This is a genomic window from Paenibacillus sp. S29 (assembly GCF_049319765.1).
Classification (GTDB): Bacteria; Bacillota; Bacilli; order Paenibacillales; family Paenibacillaceae; genus Paenibacillus; species Paenibacillus polymyxa_B.
Genome location: NZ_JBMOUI010000002.1, coordinates 138,468 through 156,600 on the forward strand (window position 1 = coordinate 138,468; position 18,133 = coordinate 156,600).

General features: G+C 47.3%; 15 protein-coding genes. 12 read left to right on the forward strand and 3 right to left on the reverse strand.

The window, feature by feature from the left end; genetic code table 11:
• Positions 1 to 106: 106 nt before the first annotated feature.
• Positions 107 to 397, forward strand: a complete 291-nt coding sequence (locus ACL9RM_RS03605; protein ID WP_007431028.1) for a YlaN family protein — start codon at positions 107 to 109, stop codon at positions 395 to 397.
• A 141-nt stretch (positions 398 to 538) separates the two neighbouring features.
• Here the strand turns inward: ACL9RM_RS03605 and cax are convergent, their stop codons facing one another.
• The gene (gene cax / locus ACL9RM_RS03610; RefSeq protein ID WP_061829007.1) at positions 539 to 1,609 is read right to left on the reverse strand and encodes a calcium/proton exchanger; all 1,071 of its coding nucleotides are present in this window, start codon (positions 1,607 to 1,609) and stop codon (positions 539 to 541) included.
• A gap of 192 nt (positions 1,610 to 1,801) precedes the next feature.
• Here cax and ACL9RM_RS03615 point away from each other — a divergent pair, with 192 nt between their 5' ends.
• On the forward strand, positions 1,802 to 2,167 hold the full coding sequence (locus tag ACL9RM_RS03615) for an Asp23/Gls24 family envelope stress response protein (RefSeq protein WP_013310912.1): 366 nt from the start codon (positions 1,802 to 1,804) through the stop codon (positions 2,165 to 2,167).
• 224 nt (positions 2,168 to 2,391) lie between these two features.
• Here ACL9RM_RS03615 and ftsW read toward each other — a convergent pair whose 3' ends face one another.
• Complete coding sequence (gene ftsW / locus ACL9RM_RS03620) at positions 2,392 to 3,651, reverse strand: putative lipid II flippase FtsW (protein ID WP_061829008.1); 1,260 nt, start codon at positions 3,649 to 3,651, stop codon at positions 2,392 to 2,394.
• 249 nt (positions 3,652 to 3,900) lie between these two features.
• On the opposite strand from ftsW, the gene ACL9RM_RS03625 reads away from it, so the two are divergent.
• From ACL9RM_RS03625 to ACL9RM_RS03665, 9 genes are all read left to right on the forward strand, one after another.
• Positions 3,901 to 5,106: a M20 metallopeptidase family protein gene (locus ACL9RM_RS03625; protein ID WP_250268770.1), complete on the forward strand. Its 1,206-nt coding sequence runs from the start codon at positions 3,901 to 3,903 to the stop codon at positions 5,104 to 5,106.
• 84 nt (positions 5,107 to 5,190) lie between these two features.
• On the forward strand, positions 5,191 to 5,619 hold the full coding sequence (locus ACL9RM_RS03630; protein WP_023989320.1) for a CBS domain-containing protein: 429 nt from the start codon (positions 5,191 to 5,193) through the stop codon (positions 5,617 to 5,619).
• 177 nt (positions 5,620 to 5,796) lie between these two features.
• Entirely contained in the window at positions 5,797 to 7,617 is a 1,821-nt protein-coding gene (locus ACL9RM_RS03635) for a DNA repair helicase XPB (protein WP_250268769.1), read from the forward strand.
• Between the two features lie 6 nt (positions 7,618 to 7,623).
• Positions 7,624 to 9,648 (forward strand): helicase-associated domain-containing protein, encoded by a 2,025-nt coding sequence (locus tag ACL9RM_RS03640; protein WP_235309497.1) that lies wholly within the window; start codon positions 7,624 to 7,626, stop codon positions 9,646 to 9,648.
• Between the two features lie 108 nt (positions 9,649 to 9,756).
• Positions 9,757 to 10,197 (forward strand): YlbF family regulator, encoded by a 441-nt coding sequence (locus tag ACL9RM_RS03645; protein WP_061829012.1) that lies wholly within the window; start codon positions 9,757 to 9,759, stop codon positions 10,195 to 10,197.
• Positions 10,198 to 10,236: 39 nt separating this feature from the next.
• Positions 10,237 to 10,497 carry a YlbG family protein gene (locus ACL9RM_RS03650; protein WP_023989316.1) on the forward strand — a complete coding sequence of 87 codons (261 nt, stop codon included), beginning with the start codon at positions 10,237 to 10,239 and terminating at the stop codon, positions 10,495 to 10,497.
• A gap of 230 nt (positions 10,498 to 10,727) precedes the next feature.
• The gene (locus ACL9RM_RS03655; RefSeq protein ID WP_023989315.1) at positions 10,728 to 11,165 is read left to right on the forward strand and encodes a hypothetical protein; all 438 of its coding nucleotides are present in this window, start codon (positions 10,728 to 10,730) and stop codon (positions 11,163 to 11,165) included.
• A 210-nt stretch (positions 11,166 to 11,375) separates the two neighbouring features.
• Positions 11,376 to 12,332 carry a selenium metabolism-associated LysR family transcriptional regulator gene (locus ACL9RM_RS03660; protein ID WP_250268768.1) on the forward strand — a complete coding sequence of 319 codons (957 nt, stop codon included), beginning with the start codon at positions 11,376 to 11,378 and terminating at the stop codon, positions 12,330 to 12,332.
• Complete coding sequence (locus ACL9RM_RS03665; protein WP_250268767.1) at positions 12,332 to 13,201, forward strand: PHP domain-containing protein; 870 nt, start codon at positions 12,332 to 12,334, stop codon at positions 13,199 to 13,201. The genes ACL9RM_RS03660 and ACL9RM_RS03665 overlap by 1 nt, the downstream gene beginning before the upstream one ends.
• A gap of 93 nt (positions 13,202 to 13,294) precedes the next feature.
• On the opposite strand, the gene ACL9RM_RS03670 is transcribed toward ACL9RM_RS03665, so the two are convergent.
• Positions 13,295 to 15,040 carry an Rqc2 family fibronectin-binding protein gene (locus ACL9RM_RS03670; protein ID WP_061829015.1) on the reverse strand — a complete coding sequence of 582 codons (1,746 nt, stop codon included), beginning with the start codon at positions 15,038 to 15,040 and terminating at the stop codon, positions 13,295 to 13,297.
• A 229-nt stretch (positions 15,041 to 15,269) separates the two neighbouring features.
• On the opposite strand from ACL9RM_RS03670, the gene ACL9RM_RS03675 reads away from it, so the two are divergent.
• A complete protein-coding gene (locus ACL9RM_RS03675) occupies positions 15,270 to 18,068 on the forward strand; it encodes a calcium-translocating P-type ATPase, SERCA-type (protein ID WP_250268766.1) in 2,799 nt (932 codons plus the stop codon).
• Positions 18,069 to 18,133: the final 65 nt, after the last annotated feature.

Here is an 18,133-nt window from a genome sequence, read left to right on the forward strand (position 1 = left end):
CTGTAGGGATGCTTTTTTTGTCAGGTTCTTGTATTAGCCTGCAATTTGGTCTAATATTAAGGATAGGACGTCTTGTGCGACATTGAGACATAGGGGGGAAGAATCCATGACTTCATCTGATTTGCAGGAACAATTGAATATCAAGGCTATTAATCTGCTTCAGGAAGATGCAGATAAAATAAAGAAGCTTATTGAAGTACAGATGGAGAATCTGGCAACCCGTTATTGCCCTCTCTATGAGGAAGTGCTGGATACTCAGATGTACGGATTTTCCAAGGAAGTGGATTTTGCGGTTCGCGCTGGACTTCTTCCGGAAATGGTAGGTAAACAGCTGGTCAGTGAGCTGGAACGCAATCTGGCTATTCTATATGAGGCCATGAATAATAAGGCCAATTAGGAAGACGGTTGAATTGATGAGAGCATGCGGAGTTTGAGAGCATGCTTTTTTTGATGCCTTTTTTTAAAAAAATGTTCCTTTAGGATGGCAAAAGCGCCTCGCCCTTCCACCATCCTAATGTACATTTTAAAACCTTAAAAGCTACACAAGGAAGAAGGATACACCTAACAATACATACACTACCAGTAGCATGAGTCCCTCATACCAGTTGGTTGAGCCGTCCTGGGTAATGGATTTGGCGATAAATACAGCGACAGCAATGGCGACCAGCTCAATAGTGGTGAAAACAATATTCATCGTGTTTCCCATAAAGTAACTGACAAAAATCAGCACAGGGGCAACAAATAGCGCAATTTGCAAACTGCTGCCGACAGCTATTTCGACCGATGCACCAATTTTGTTTTTCATCGCCAGTAAAATAGCAGCGCTATGTTCGGCTGCATTACCAATAATAGCGACGAGGAAGGCACCTACGAACAATTCGCTGAGCCCAAATTGGGTCGTAAACACCTCCAGTGTACCTACCAGCCATTCGCTGACAAAAGCGACCATGACGGTAGCGAGTACCAAATAGGCAATGGATTTGTTTCTGGACCACACAGGGGCATGCTCATGTGGCAATTCTTCATCTTTTTGTTCGGTCACGTCAGCTAAATAGTCCTTATGCGTAATCATAGAAAAAATAAGCCACGCAATATACGCGACAATGAGCGTGCCTGCGACAATCAGGCTGAGCGTATCTGATTCGCTATCCGTGATAACGTGTGTGTTCAGAAAGACAGCTGGAACGAACAAGGCAATAACAGCCACAATCATCAGAGAACCACTTAATCCAGCCAGCGATACATTGAAATTTTGCACTTTGTACTTCAAACCGCCAGCGAACAGACTTGCTCCGAGCACCAGCAGCAGATTACCGATGATGGAACCGGTAAGACTGGCCTTTACCATATCGTAAAGACCTTCTTTAACGAGAAAGAATGCGATGATCAGTTCGGCTGCGTTACCAAAGGTGGCATTTAAGAACCCACCTAGACGTTGGCCAGCATAATGCGCGACACTTTCGGTCGCCCTGCCGAGAAAACCGGCTACGAATACAACAGAAATTGCACAAATGACAAATTGGGCTATAGCGTTCCAATGGGTGTAATGAGCGACTGCGCTAAGAGCAAATGTCGCTATGAGCAAAGCGGGAGATAACCATTTTTTCAATGAAGAGCACCTCGATATCAATAGATGTGTACAAGTTTGGCGAAAGCTGTCACTTGTATGGATTTTCTAAATTAATATACCCAAAATGATATAGGTTGTAAACGAAAGTTGTTTTTCATACGTAGGGTTTGCATTTGGAGTGGCTGAGGCTTTACAATACAAATAAAGGATGGATGAAGGGGGACATAGGTCATGGCAGAGCAAATTCAACAACTGGAAGCAGGAAACATCAAGATTTCCAACGATGTCGTAGGTAAAATTGCCGGGATGGCCGCATTAGAGACACCGGGCATTGCTGCAATGTCAGGCGGTTTATCGGAAGGCTGGGCCAAAAGGCTGAGCGGTAAAAATGTACAAAAAGGCGTATCAGTGGAGGTTGGACAGCTGGAAGCTGCCATTGATCTACGTATTATCGTGCTCTACGAAACACCTATTCATGAGGTGTCCCGAATTCTTCAGCAAAATGTGCGAGAAGCCGTCGAAAGTATGACGGGTTTGCGGGTTGTGGAAGTGAACGTAAAAGTGGAAGGTGTCGCGTTCAAGGACGACGCAGTGTAAAAGAATCAGGAACCGACAAATTGATGTTTTTAACCAATTGTATACATGTCGGGAAATTCCGTGGGATAACCCGAATAAAACACGAAAACTGGTGGTTATAGAATCGCCAGTTTTCGTTTTGTGAATCAACAGTATAGCCATTTTTGCAGAGGGCTCTCGTATTTTATACATAACCAAAAGAACTTCCAAAGCCACCGTTGTAAGTGGACCTTGGAAGTTCTTTTTTAGCGAAAACGGTTGGTTCTACGAGTTTGAAAGCGATTGGGTACTTCATTACGGACAGCTACCCCTGTGGTGCGTTCCTGCACCGCTTGTTTGGTGTTCTCACGAGAAATACTGAGCATAATGCCCATGGAAAACATCATGACAAGTAGGGAGGAGCCACCAAAGCTGATAAATGGAAGCGTTACGCCAGTGATTGGAATCGTTTGGGTTACACCGCCGATATTAATGAAGGCCTGAATGGCGATCAAACCCATGATGCCGGTGCCTACCAACGTTCCGAACGGATCATGACAACGCAGAGCAATGATCATGCCTCGCCAAATGAAATACAAATATAGCATCAGGAATATGGCTGTTCCGATAAATCCGAATTCTTCACCGATTACGGAAAAGATAAAATCATTAAATGAATTAGGAAGATAGTGAAGCTTGATAATACCTTTACCAAAGCCTGACCCGTTTAAGCCGCCTTCACCTATAGCTTGCAAGGACTGTACCAGATTGTATCCCGTACCTTGTCTATATTTCTCGGGATTAAGAAAGGCTTGAAAGCGCCCGATTTTATAATCTTGCTGGGCAGCAGCTTGTCCATCTGTGGTTCCAGAATCTCCTCCAAACAACGACCCAATACCAAATACGATGGAAGCACCTAGCACGAGCAGGACGATTGATGCTGTAATATGCTTGACACTGGCTCCCCCGGCATAAATAATCAGACCACTCGTAGCAACCAAAATGAAGCAGGAACCTAAATCAGGTTGAAGCATGATGAGTCCTGCAACACAGCCTACAATGACTGTTACAGGTATATAGCCAGTCCGCAGATCTCTAAAGCGATCTCCTTTTTTGACGATGAGTGCGGATAAGTAAAGAATGATGGAAATTTTCGCAAGCTCCGTTGGCTGGAATCCAACACTACCAAACCTGAGCCAGCTTTTTGCGCCGTTAAGTGAGCCTGTAAAAAGAACGATGATTAGCAGTAATATAGTTATGAAAAATAAAGGTACAAAAAGCTTTTTATATTTTTCCATCTTAATATTCATAGCTACCAACATAATAAAAAGTCCAAGTACAGCAAAAGCAGATTGGCGCTTCACAAAATATAAAGAATCAAAATTGTATTCTTTATTCAGCAGAGCTACGCTGGAGCTGGAGCTAAATACCATAATTACACCGAATCCAACCAGTAACAAAGTGAGGATCAGCAATTGGAAATCCGGTGTGCCTCTTCTTCGAGTCTCCGGCTTCGTATTTCTCATATCAGCTTCCCCCGGTATTCGCCACAAGGTATATTCCTCGCAGACGGTTATCATTTTATCGTTTATCCATTTTATCATATTATGTTTGATGGGCTTCTGCAAGCTCCCTGGAGCAACAGATATCGCAACAATTCCATATCTGCTACAATAGGATAAAAATGAAGACTTGAGAGCAGCGGTGCATACGTGGTGACGCTGCATGATTAATCGGGAACTTGCCCGATGCTTTAAAAGGAGAGGTGGAGCAGAATGACACAACATGTGATAGACGAGACCTGGTTTGATCGTTTGCAAGAAAACATGGTGGAATGGCGTAGACATTTACATAAGAATCCCGAAATTTCCTTTCAAGAAAGCAAAACCGCAGCTTTTGTAGCGGATAAGTTGGAGAGTTGGGGAATCGAGATTCGCCGTCAGGTAGGGGGACACGGTGTTGTAGGTACCATTCGTGGTACTAAATCGGGGCCTGTCGTCTTACTGCGTGCCGATATGGATGCTCTTCCGATTCAGGATGAAAAGGAATGTGAATATCGCTCCAGCGTGGACGGAGCCATGCATGCTTGCGGCCATGACGGACATACATCCGCGTTGCTTGGAACGGCTTACTATTTTAGTCTGAACCGGGACGAGCTGCAAGGAGAAATTCGGTTGTTGTTCCAACCTGCGGAGGAATTGCTGCCTGGCGGAGCGGTCAGTGTGATAAAGGATGGTGTATTAGAAGGTGTGGATGTCATTTATGGCATCCATTTATGGACACCTTTTCCGGTCGGGACGGCCGCGAGTTGCGCAGGGCCGCTGATGGCGGCGGCAGACGATTTTTATATTGAAATCACAGGTAAGGGTGGGCATGGTGGCATGCCTCAGTCCACTAATGATAGTGTCGTGGCGGGTTCAGCTCTTGTTATGCAACTGCAAAGTATCGTAAGCCGTTCAGTCGACCCTTTGCGACCTGCTGTGCTGACGGTGGGAACCATCCAAGGGGGCTCTGCGCAAAATGTGATCGCAGAAACGTGTCGCTTGAGTGGGACGATTCGTACGTTTGATGAGGAGACACGAACGGTAATGAAGGAGCGACTGCATGAGGTGACAGAGCTTACAGCCGCAACATACGGTACAACAGCACAGGTTCGCTATATTATGGGATACCCACCAGTTGTCAATGACGCACATGAAGCATCTCGTTTCTTTAATGAAGCAAAATCTGTTTTTGGCGAGGAGAATGTACAGGAAGCGTCGAAGCTGATGCCTGCTGAAGATTTTGCGTATTATTTGGAACGTGTGCCAGGTTGCTTCATGTTCGTAGGAGCGGGTAACCCAGTTAAAGGAGCAGTTTATCCACACCATCATCCGAAATTTGATTTTGATGAGGATGCTATGATTAACGCGGTTCGTTTGTTTATTGCGATGTCTACGGGATACGCTGCGGAACGAAAAGCAGGGGCAATTAAGGGCTAAAATGAGTTGAATTGGGAACGGTTCAATCTGGAGTATGAGCTGAATGAAATGGGGTACCCTACTCTTGAAAAGGAGGGAGTACCCATGAAAAAAGTTCAGGAAGTTATGACTAAAAAATGCGTAACGGTTACCCCGCAGGACAATATTTATGAAATTGCGGTCAAAATGAAGGACAATGATACTGGTTTTATTCCGGTTGTGGAAAGCGAAGGCAGTGATAAGTTGATCGGTGTAGTAACGGACCGTGATCTTGTCGTTCGCGGCTATGCGGCTAAAAATTCAGGTTCGGGTTCGGTTGATACGGTTATGACAACAGGTATTCGTACAGCTAGTGCGGACATGTCGGTGGATCAAGCAGCTGAGCTGATGGCAGAGCAGCAAATCCGTCGTTTGCCCGTGACGGAAGGTGACCGTCTGATCGGGATTGTCTCGATCGGGGATTTGGCTGTTCGTAATATTTTTGCAGACAACGCTGGAGAGGCGCTTAGTCATATTTCCGAGCAGGTCCACTAGAAGAATAATTAAGGTAGGCATTGGTTTGGGGAGGTCTTTACCCCGAGCTTCTAATCAGGAGTTCAACCCGAATATGGGTTGGGCTCCTTGCTGTTCTGGTTGATATGCGAATAAACGGATAAGCTATTTATTATATAACTTTAAAATGATGTATGGTTAGATTATCAGGAGGTAGTTATGAATCCAGAACATCCTTGTATTGTACAACGTGATTTTACCGTTCTGCTGGAAATGGGCTTGCCCGGTTCAGAACGGGCTCGTTCACAGTTGCAGATTTATGCGGAGTTGGTTAAAAGCCCGTCCGCTTTTCATACATATCACCTCACTCCACTGTCTTTGTGGAACGCAGCTGCCCTCGGATGGAGTGCTGAGGACATTCAAAATAGTTTGAACTCCATGTCTCGTTGGGATATTCCACGTGATTTGTTGAAGGATATTGAACAGCTCGTTTCTCGTTATGGGACGTTGACGCTTTCAAGGGAGGGTACGGAAGAAGAGCGAACTTATAGCACAGATACGATTGGCGCATACCGTGCTGAACATGAGCCAGACGGAGGTATAAAGACAGGGAAAGCCAACAGCTATACAATAGGTGATCGCTTGATCTTGGAAGCAGAGACCCCCGCTTTACTGGATGAGCTACTGACCAAGCAAGAGCTAAAACAGCTTGGTTTACTTCGCGTTGACGAGGTAAGCGCATCGGTCCCGCCCGAAAATCGGGGCTTGCTCAAGCAGGAATTAACGCGCTTGGGATATCCCGTTGTGGATACGGCAGGCTATCTTGAAGGGAATCAGCTTAGTTTTACCTTGGGAAAGGGACAAACGAAGTTGCAGCTTCGTGATTATCAAGTAAAGGCCGCTGATGCGTTTGAAGGGGCGGACGGCTTAGGGGGTAGTGGTGTACTGGTGCTTCCATGCGGAGCCGGAAAAACAGTGATAGGTATGGCCGTAATGAATCGGTTTCAGTGCGAGGTGCTTATTCTAACATCCAATACCACTTCTGTACGGCAATGGGTAGAAGAGTTAAAGCAAAAGACGGATATTCCTGCCGATTCCATCGGGGAGTATAGTGGTCAGAAAAAAGAGGTGCGTCCGATTACGGTGGCAACTTACCAGATTTTGACACACCGTCGTACCAAAGATGGGGATTTTGAGCATATGAAACTGCTGAGTGAGCGGAAGTGGGGACTCATTATATATGATGAGGTTCATTTGCTACCCGCGCCAGTATTCCGGGCGACGGCTGACATTCAGGCTACCCGTCGTTTGGGGTTAACGGCCACGCTGGTTCGAGAGGATGGTTGTGAACGGGATGTGTTCTCTTTAATTGGACCCAAACGATACGATATGCCGTGGAAGGAGCTGGAGCGACAGGGCTGGATCGCTCAGGTCGATTGTGTGGAGCTACGGCTTCCAATGACAGCTGAACTCTTGGAGCGCAGTATGCGTGCGGAGGGCAGACAGCAGTACCGAATTGCAGCCGAAAATCCGGTCAAACTGGAGGCGGTGCGTAGCCTGATGCAGCAGCACAGCGGTTTGCCCACGCTTATTATTGGTCAATATTTGGACCAATTGCGTATATTGGCTCAGGAGCTGGGCGTCCCACTGATTACGGGTTCAATGAGCCAGACCGAGCGGGTGCGTTGGTTCGATGCGTTCCGCAAGGGTACAATTCGGACCCTATTGGTGTCCAAGGTTGCAAACTTTGCGGTGGATTTGCCAGATGCGGCAGTAGCCATAGAGGTATCGGGTAGCTTTGGCTCTCGCCAGGAAGAAGCGCAGCGACTGGGCCGTATTTTGCGACCAAAGTCGGGCGAGAATAAAGCTTATTTTTATGCGCTAGTGACGGAGAATAGCAAGGAGACGGATTTTGCAGCTCGTCGTCAGTTGTTTCTGATCGAGCAAGGCTATGAATATGCGGTTCGCAGATTTAGTGTGACAGAGGCTAACGGAGGCCGGAATGCTAAGCCTGATCGTGGGAAGAAAAAGGAGGCCTAATCAAGAATGGGCGTAACGAACACGCAAGACAGCTGGAATGAGCTTTCATCGGATGAGCTACTGGTGCTTAGGCGATGCTTTATCTGGTACGCGGGACAGCCCATGAAGGAAGAAGAACCTATACAGCTTACCCGGGGAGTGTTAAGCGGAGTCGAAACGAAACTGGCACTACGTGGATTACGTGCCCGAGGCTGGCTGGAGGCTGTTACCAAATCGTGGGGCGAACGAATTTTATATATTCCGGTTCATCGGCTACCGGATCTGTACGATATGTTGTTAGAGCAAAATCCAATGAACATGATGCATTCGGATCATCCGATAACGGTACATGAATCAATGACAGGCCTGGAGTCGGAATTACTGCATGCGTTGTCACGTATTGCGGTGCAAGGTGTCCCTTTGACGGCCAAAGGAACCATACATAAGCGATCATTGCAAAAATTGAATGAACTGACCCCCTTTCGCCCAGATGACCTGATGGGTCTTGGGTTGCATTATGCGCATGCAGAGCTGTATCCAGTGCAAACGGTGGTAATGATGGATTTGCTACTCAGTTTGGGGCTGTTAGTGAAAGAAACTGTATCTTTTCGCATTCAGGAAACGGAACTGGCGACTTGGATTCGTTTGTCTGCTTGGCAAATGCGCAAGCATATTTTTGCTACACTCATGGAAAGATACGGCAAGGCCGAAGCGTCTATGCAGCATTTTCGCTATATGCTGTGTGCCGTCTCCCAGTATGTAGGGACAGAAGGGTGGATATCTATCAAGTTTCTGCTGCAATGGATGCTTCAGGTAGGCCTAATCCAGCATGAGAGTACGAGCAGAGCGGATTCCAAGAATGGTGCCCTTTTAGACCTTGTTCCTACAATCTCAAATCCGGAAGGGTTTGCGGGAGAAACGGGCTCTGATTATAATTTCAATGAACCTTTCATGGAGGAATTGAAGGGTTGGCTTAAGGCCCTGACTGCTTTTGGAATGGGCGATTGGGGCCAGACTGTATCGGGTGAACTGTGTTTTCGCTGGAATGTATCTGTGATAGAAATGCTTCGTCCCAATAATTACGAGGATACACATCAAGAGCAAGGTGCTTTTTATGTACAACCTGATTTTGAAATATTGGTTCCACCAGATGTGGCATATGATGTGCGCTGGCGACTGGAATGCTGCTGTGAACGTGTGACAGGAGATCGTATGGTAGTATACCGGCTCACCAGAGAAAGTGTTACAGAGGCAATCGAGTTAGGGATGGAAGCCAAAGCAATTCCTGCTCTTCTGGATAAATACAGCCGAACAGGTGTGCCTGATCATGTACGTATGACGGTAGAACAGTGGGCAGGTGATGTCGGACGGACCGCTTTTGCAAAGGTAACACTTTTGCGATGTGGCACACAGGAGGATGCAGACATAGTTGCACGCCATCCCGCGCTAGAAGGATTACTGGAACGGCTGGGCGATAGGGACTTTATTATTCCGGCGAGCTCTGCTGTCAAAATACGAAAAACGCTTGCTGCAATTGGATTAGGCCCACGTCGTGAACCGGAAGGTGTGGACGAGCCAACTCATCATTACCCATTGATTTCGGAAACAGAGAACATAAGTTCAGGCAGTCCCAACAGTGAAATGGAGTCCGACCCGATTCAGGCCCGTCCTATATTTTCCCAAGAGGGAAGAGCAGGTTTGGTTTATACAGGGCGCACGCTGCATTTTTACGAACAAGAGCACACGCTGCCTGATCCATCTGACTATTTTCCAGAAAGATCTACAGTCCCCTCCTCATGGACAAAAGAATGGAGGAGTTACCATACTTCCACTGCCCGGCAGTTGATCGAGCAAGCGATACGTTGGCAGGCCGCTGTGGGACTGCGAATCGGTGGGAAAGAGGTTAAATGGATACCGGAGGCGGTGGTTCCCGGTGCACCATGGAGTGTCACAGGCTGGTATGCCTCAGGAATGGATGACGAAACACCTTCTCAAGCGAGCTTACAGCCAAGTGAATGGTCAGACATGCGGCTGCTGGTTCCTTTTACATAGTAGAGCCAGGAAGTGCATGAAACTCCTTCTTCTCAAAAGAAGGATGTGGTATGATAAATGAGTCTACTTTTACTGGGTAGAACTTTATATAAAGTGAGATGAACATTCATGAGCGTAGCCGAATTGAATACGGTCAATATGGCAGAAGTGCTTATTAACGCCTATGAATTGGGCGATATGGTCAACCGATCCTTTGAGGTATCGGATTATTTATATTGGAAACAGCGTGTGGAATTGAATCCGTCTATTCAGGCGTGTGTACGCAAGCTGGATGCCAAAAAGGAGCTATTCGCGGAAACGGAGCGTTTTGGGCATTTTCATCCGAACTATCATGAAGCGAAGGATGCAGTGCAGGTCGTTGAGCTGGAACTGGAACAATTCGTGGAGGTTAAGGAGTTCAAACGAGCTGAAAAGGCGCTGGATGATATGCTTCATGCCATGTCTGAAACGATTGCATATTCCGTGTCCGAGACCATTAAGGTGCCGAGCAATGATCCGAATGTGAAAAAGGGCGGATGTGGCAGCGGAGGGAAATGCTCCTGTGGATAGGTCATAGGAATGATACCGAGTGGAGGGGAGATGAAGCGAATGTTTGCCGAGCGGACAGGGTACATCATTTGGGTAAGCGATATCAAGGCTGCCCGCAATCTGGAGAAATACGGAAATGTCCACTTTATTTCAAAGCGTATGCATTATGTAGTTATATATATGAATGCGGATCGGGCAGAAGACACCGTTAAAAATATTCGCAGACTTTCCTATGTGCGTAAGGTCGAGCGTTCTTTTCGAAATGAGATTAGGACGGAGTACAACGACGATAAGGAAAAGATGAAAGAATATGAAATATAAGTTTCTAATATCTATAAATTGTAAAATATTCTTAAAAGGTCAGCCTACGGGCTGGCTTTTTTTTGTAAAGTCAGGACTTTTGCATAATGGTCTTAATGCTGTTAGACCTAAAAAATCTTTAAAAACCGCCCATAAACTTCAATTTTGTAACTTGTAGTCCCGGGTCTGTTGAGGTAACATATGAATATATTGGTAGATATAAAGACCTATCTGGTGGGGAGAGTGATCCCGTGCGTGACAAAGCAATGCAGCGATGGAGTACATACGAACCGTTCTACGTGGAGATGGGCGATAAAAAAGTCGCCGATATCGTGATTACAAATCATGCGAAAACTCGCTACTTAGATCGGATAGAGCAGAAACAGTCCGAGACGAATCATATCGCCGCCTGGCTTTGGGAATGCCTGAAGCAAAACAGGATGGAGTCCTACTATCATAACGAAGAGGATGTATATTTAATTGATGGTGATCTGGTCGTCGTGGCCGAATTTGGAGAGTTGCCCGGCGAGATGGATATTGCGGGGAATCCGCTTCACAAGATGATTGTCATTACCTTTTTGGGTCGAATGTCGGAGACCATTGAATTAAGGGATTTGAAGTCATACTATTCATGGCTACGCCATTCGCGGCGCATGACACTGATGAAAAGCACTCGTAAGCAAAAATAGACGGTGATTGGGCGGTTGGCTCTAGATGAAAAAATCTCCGAACTTATGATTACCGTCAATTTTGAGTAGAAAGTATGCAGTTATCAGCTGCATGCTTTTTTTATTTCCAGCAATAAAACTCCCCCAATTCAGTAAGTTTACTTGGAAATGCTTCGACAGATGTTTTTCTTATGGTAAAATAGAGAGATCAGAGGGGAGAGGGCTGTCAGTATGAACTTTCATCAGTTGCACATTTTTTATACTGTAGCGGAGCGTGGGAGCTTTTCGGCGGCGGCACAAGCGCTGCATATGACACAACCTGCGGTGACGATGCAAATTCAGTCTTTGGAAGATTATTTCGGCACGAAGCTGCTGCAACGTTCGACTAAAAAAATCGAGCTTTCAGAGGCGGGAGCGACACTACTACCTTTTGCGAAAAAAAGCATGCAACTGATTAGGGAAGCTGACGAGGCGATGTCTGCTTTTACTCACATGCTGGAGGGAAGATTGCATATTGGCGCCAGCCTAACAATTGGTGAGTATATTGTACCAAGAATGTTGGGGCCGTTTGGCCAGGAATACCCTCATATACGCATGGCAATGAATGTGATGAATACGACTCAAATTATGGATGATATACTAAAACATCAGTTGAATTTAGGACTGATTGAGGCCCCAGTCCAGCATCCGGATATCGTGGTAGAACCTGTAATGCAGGACGAACTGAAACTGATTGTGCCTTCAGGACATGCGCTGGCCAAGGCTAAAAAAGTGGTTCTGGAAGATGTGTTTAAGCATCCCTTTGTAGCCAGAGAAAAGGGATCGGGTACACGTCAAGTGATAGAAGATGAGCTGAAAAGTCGTGGTGTGGATGCCTCTCGACTTGGTATTGTAATGGAGATGGGGAGCACTGGAGCGGTTAAATCGGCGGTGGAGGCTGGACTGGGTATTACCATGCTATCACCTTCTTCGGTGAAGCATGAAGTTGCGCTCGGTTTGTTGAAAATTGTGAACATTTCAGATATCGCGTTCAAACGAGAATTTTATGCAATTCATTTGAAGTCGGCGTTGTTGCCGATTCCGGTAGTCACCTTCCTGTCTTACTTGCGTCGTCATGATCAGGGAACGGACGTGCTGAGGGACTCGCAGGACGAGCTGGCGAAGGTGAAAGAGAAGGGGGATGTATAATGAAGGAGCAGATTAACGTAAAACGATATGATTTACATACACACACCCAAGCATCTGACGGCATGCAGCCACCCGCAGATAATGTGCGCTGGGCCAAGGAAAAAGGACTGGCAGGTGTAGCCATTACAGATCATGATACGGTAGCTGGTCTGGAGGAAGCTCTGAAGGAGGGAAACCGCATAGGAATTACTGTGGTGCCAGGAGTGGAAATTAGTACTCGAGCTGGCGGTAAGGATATTCACATACTCGGTTATTTTATGGATTACCGCAATAAAGTGTTTTTGGAGCGGTTGGAAAAGCTTCGCCAGGCGCGAGATACCCGTAATGATTTGATTTTGAGTCAATTGCGTAGTCTGGGCGTGGAAATCACACTGGATGAAGTGGTGGCTACGATGGGCAGACCGCTGGCACCAGATGAAAGCATTGGACGTCCGCATATGGCAGATACGCTGGTTCAAAAAGGGTATGCGAAGGATATGCGGGATGCGTTTGACCGTTACTTGGCGGAAGGAGCACCCGGATATGTGTCTGTACCCCGTGTAGAGCCTGCGGAGGCCATAAACTGGATTCGTGAAGCAGGAGGGGTACCTGTGGTGGCCCACCCTGGCTTGTACGGAAATGATGAGCTGGTTCGCTCTATTATAGAGGAGGCGAAGCCTGTGGGCTTGGAGGTGCGACATTCGGACCATGATGCTGAGGCTGAGAGCCGATATACTGCGATGGCGGCGCAATATGGGCTCATTGCAACTGGCGGCTCGGATTTTCACGGTGCACGCCAAGGTGTTATTTTCCACGGTGATCTGGGTAGCCGTAGTGTGGAAGATCAGGTTGTCGAGGAATTGAGGAAGGCTGCTGTTGGACAAAAGTAAATAAAAAGCCCCTTGCCTTATGCATGGAACACAAGAAGTGTATCGTGCAAAGAACAAAGGGCTTTTTTTGTGGATTTAATAGGCTGGTGAGACTTAGCCGTTTTTGATGCGATTCGGCAGCTTTTTGACCAGTTCCTCATCGGGTGTAATGAAGAGCGTACGCTGATGGTCGTAGATGACAAAGCCGGGTTTGGCTCCGCTGGGCTTACGTACATGCCGAATCAGGGTGGCGTCCACAGGCACACTGCTGGACTGCTTGGCCTGGCTAAAGTAGGCGGCGAGTTGAGCTGCTTCCTCCAGCGTCGTATCCCCGAATTGCTCAGCACGAATAACGACGTGTGACCCCGGAATATCCTTTGTGTGCAGCCAGGTGTCATTTGGTCCGGCCAGTCGATTTGTCACATATTCATTTTGCAAGTTGTTTTTGCCGACCAGTAACTCGATACCTTCGGATGATGTATAGACGTGCAGGGTTGGACGGTCGTTTTTCTTCTTTTTCTTTCCTTTTTTGACCCGATCTCTGAGATAGCCCTGCTGAACCAGTTCTTCACGTATTTCCTCAATGTCATTCATAGAGGCGTGGGCTAGCTGCTGAAGAAGATTGTCCATATAACGGATTTCTTCGTGCGTTTTCTCCAGTTGTTCGTCAATGACAGCCAAGCTGTTTTTATATTTGTTGTATTTTTTAAAATACCGTTGTGCATTATCCGATGGGTTGAGTAGCGGGTCCAGTGGGATGGTCATTGGACGCTGTTCCTCATCATAAAAGTTGGTGAGCGTCACTTCTTTGTCCCCTTTTTTCACCTCATGCAGCGAAGCGAATAGCAGCTCTCCATAAATGCGAAATTGATCCGCATCTTCCGCCTCGGCCAAATCCTGATGGAGATAGTCGAGTTTTTTTACGTTTTTACTCCGCTCGTTTTGCAGAAACCGCAGTAGGTCACTGACCTTTTGCTTAACCGTATCCCGTTCTGCTTTTTCACCGAAGAAGTCCTCCATACACTCACTGATAGTAGCGTACTCCTTACGTTCTTCTTGGATCAACGTCAGTGGAATGGCTGAGAATATCACTTTATCTTGTGCGTTTAGTCCAGATACTGGCTGAAAACGATGATTCCGCACGTCATCCATGATGTGACTGAATGTACTCCATAGTGAACGATCACTATCACCAGATACTTCATTAGTTACTCGAGTTAGTATCTCTTCAGCAACGAGGGGACTGAGTCCAGTAAAAGTGTTCACGATCCAGCGTTTGGGAGCTTCTTCGGCCTCGATCGCAGTTTGATACGAGGATATGAAGGCTGCCTCTTCCGTTTCTAATGGATTCAGCTTGTTTTGTTCAGGAGGCTCCGTGTATTGAAAGCCGGGCATAATGACCCGATAGCTGCTGATAGACGGTGTGACATGATGAATGCCATCCAGCATCACGCCTGTTTCCGGGTCAAGCAAAATAATGTTGCTGTGTCTACCCATCAGTTCAATGATAATTCGTTTGAGTGAAATATCTCCCAGTTCATCACGTTGACGAATATCCATGTGAATAATACGCTCCATGCCCACCTGCGTGATTTTCTCAATAACGCCTCCTTCGCAATGTTTGCGAAGGAGCATACAAAACATAGGGGCTTCTGTCGGATTAAGAAAGCTTTGTTCTGTAAAATGTACACGCGGGAAGGTCGGATTAGCCGACAGCAGCAGCTTTACGCTTCCGCCTTGTGCCCGCAGATTCAGCACGATATCGCGATCATTTGGCTGATGTATTTTATTAATGCGCCCGCCCCGGATTCCTTGCAGTTCGTGTACGATAGCGCGGGTTACGATTCCGTCCAATGCCATAATTATGTTCTCCTTTGAAGCAAATGTATTTTCGCCTTCCTTCTATGATACATAACTTTGGGACAAAACTTAAGCGGCTTTGTGATATTTCAGGTCCTGTCCGAATAGATTGAATCTAGAAAGTCTGTCCAGCTTATCAGCAATCGCGGCACAAAAATATAATAACGGGCAGCCATCCTACGCACAACCGACGGAAACGGACTATCTGACCGGGAGGGAATTGGGGAGAATGGAACAAGCACACTGGCACCAATTAAGCAATGAACAGCTTTCAACAAGTCTGGAAGTCGACCCGAAGCAGGGTCTTTCGGAGGAACAGCTTGCGGAACGAAGAGAAAGGTCAGGATGGAATGAGCTGAGCGAGGGGAAGCGAGTTTCGGCAATCTTGCTGCTGCTCAATCAGTTCAAGGATTTTATGATGCTTGTATTGATGGGAGCGACCCTGATATCCGGACTGCTTGGCGAATATTTGGACGCGATTACCATTATTGCTATTGTTGTACTGAATGGAATTCTCGGCTTTGTACAAGAATTCAGAGCTGAGCGTTCATTGCGAGCTTTGAGACAACTGTCGGCCCCAACCGCCAAAGTGTTGCGGGGCGGCAAACGAATTCAAGTTCAGGCCAGAGAACTGGTGCCGGGTGATATTGTGCTGCTGGAAAGTGGTGATCGCATTCCCGCAGATGTAAGGTGGTTGAGCACGAACGGCTGTGATGTAGAGGAGTCCGCCCTGACAGGTGAATCAGTTCCGGTGAGTAAGCATTGCCGCCCTATTCATGCCGCCGAAGTACCACTCGGGGATCAAAAAAACATCGGTTTTATGGGTACGATGATGACTAGAGGAACTGCACAAGGAATGGTTATACGTACAGGTATGAGTACCGAAATGGGTAAGATCGCAGACTTGATTGAAAATACGGAGTCGCAGGAGACACCGTTGCAGCACAGATTGGAGCAATTGGGCAAAATTTTGATTATCGTAGCGTTGGCGCTAACGGTGCTCGTTGTCGTAGCAGGCATTTTACATGGACAGCCAGCCATGAGCATGTTCTTGGCTGGAGTGAGCTTGGCTGTGGCAGCTATACCGGAAGGGTTGCCAGCTATTGTGACGATTGCGCTCGCATTGGGTGTGCAGCGTATGATTAAACGAAAGGCGATTGTACGTAAGCTGCCTTCTGTTGAAACGCTCGGCTGTGCATCTGTCATTTGTTCCGACAAAACGGGTACTCTGACCCAAAATAAAATGACAGTCACCAAGCTATGGCTGGACGGTCGTTTCTGGGGAGTTACGGGAGAGGGCTATGACCCACACGGGCATATTATGGATAGAGACCTTCCTGCTGATCTTAAAAACGGACAATCTCTGCGTAGACTGCTACAAGCCAGTGTACTTTGCAACAATGCGGAAATTGTTCAAGCCGATACAGAGGAGCTACGTTCGAAAAAGAAAACCAAAGAGCCGACGCCGGCCGCCGTTTGGGAGCTGAAGGGTGATCCGACGGAAGGAGCGCTGGTCACGTTAGCTGCCAAGGGCGGAGTCACGCGACAAGGGCTATATGAGCTGTACACAAGGGAGCGAGAATTCCCTTTTGACTCGGATCGGAAGCGAATGTCGGTACTCGTACGCCACCAGGGAGGACACATCGTCTTTGCCAAAGGTGCGCCGGATGTGCTGCTGGGTCAGTGCTCCTACATTTTATGGGAAGGAAATGTCGTTCCGTTAACGGGTACGCTGCGCCAAAAGGTACTGGCGGCTAACGAAGGAATGGCCTCGGAGGCGCTACGTGTACTTGGTGTCGCTTACCGTGATATCCGCTCGCATGAGCGTGTCTCCACGGTTGAGGAGGCTGAAGCACAGCTGATCTTTATTGGACTGACAGGCATGATTGATCCGCCACGTCGTGAGGTTCGCGAAGCCATTGGCAAGTGCCGTCGTGCTGGCATTCGCACTGTGATGATTACCGGAGATCACGGTACAACTGCAGAGGCCATTGCACAGCAGCTTGGCATTCTTCAGCGCGGATCCCATGTGTTGACAGGACAGGAATTGTCTGCGATGGATGATGCGGCGCTGGACAAAGCCGTTGATACCGTCTCTGTGTATGCACGAGTTTCGCCGGAGCACAAGCTACGGATCGTTAAGTCGCTGCAAAGACGCGGACATGTCGTAGCCATGACCGGAGATGGTGTCAATGACGCTCCAGCGATAAAGGCGTCGGACATCGGTATTGCCATGGGCATTACGGGGACGGACGTGACCAAAGAAGCGGCTGCGCTTGTTCTGAGTGATGATAATTTCTCAACCATTGTAGCCGCAATTGAGGAAGGACGGAATATTTACGAGAATATCCGTAAATTTATCCGTTATCTACTCGCCTCCAATGTTGGTGAGATTTTGACGATGTTTTTTGCCATGATGGCCGGGCTGCCATTACCTTTGTTACCGATCCAGATTTTATGGGTGAATCTGGTGACAGATGGCCTACCAGCGATGGCTCTGGGGGTGGACCAGCCAGAAAAGGATCTTATGGAGCACAAACCTCGTGGCGCAAAGGAAAATATTTTTGCTCGTCGATTGGGCTGGAAAATCATTAGTCGTGGCTTGTTGATTGGTTTATGTACGCTAGCGGCCTTCTGGCTGACATTACGTATTGCACCGGATGACGCAGGACAATTGATCAAAGCACAGTCCGTTGCCTTTGCTACGCTAGTCTTGGCACAGTTAATTCATGTATTTGATTGCCGCAGTTCCCGTTCTATTTTCCATCGTAATCCGTTTCAAAACAGTTATCTCGTGCTTGCCGTGCTGTCCTCCGTAGTGCTAATGCTAGTGGTTATGTACGTGCCTATGCTGCAACCTATTTTCAAAACGGTACCGCTCGGTTTGCGTGAGTGGGCGCTATCCATTGTCGCAGCTGGGATTCCGACGTTTCTGATGGGAGCAGGAAGTGTATGGGGCGGTCGACGCAACCGTCGTCGCGGCGGAAATACACACTTTTCAGCGGGACGTACGAAGTTTTCAGCCTAGAAATCGGGTCATGCATATCGCATCGCTTTCCCACTATTGTCCTGTATGATATCATGGGATCAAAG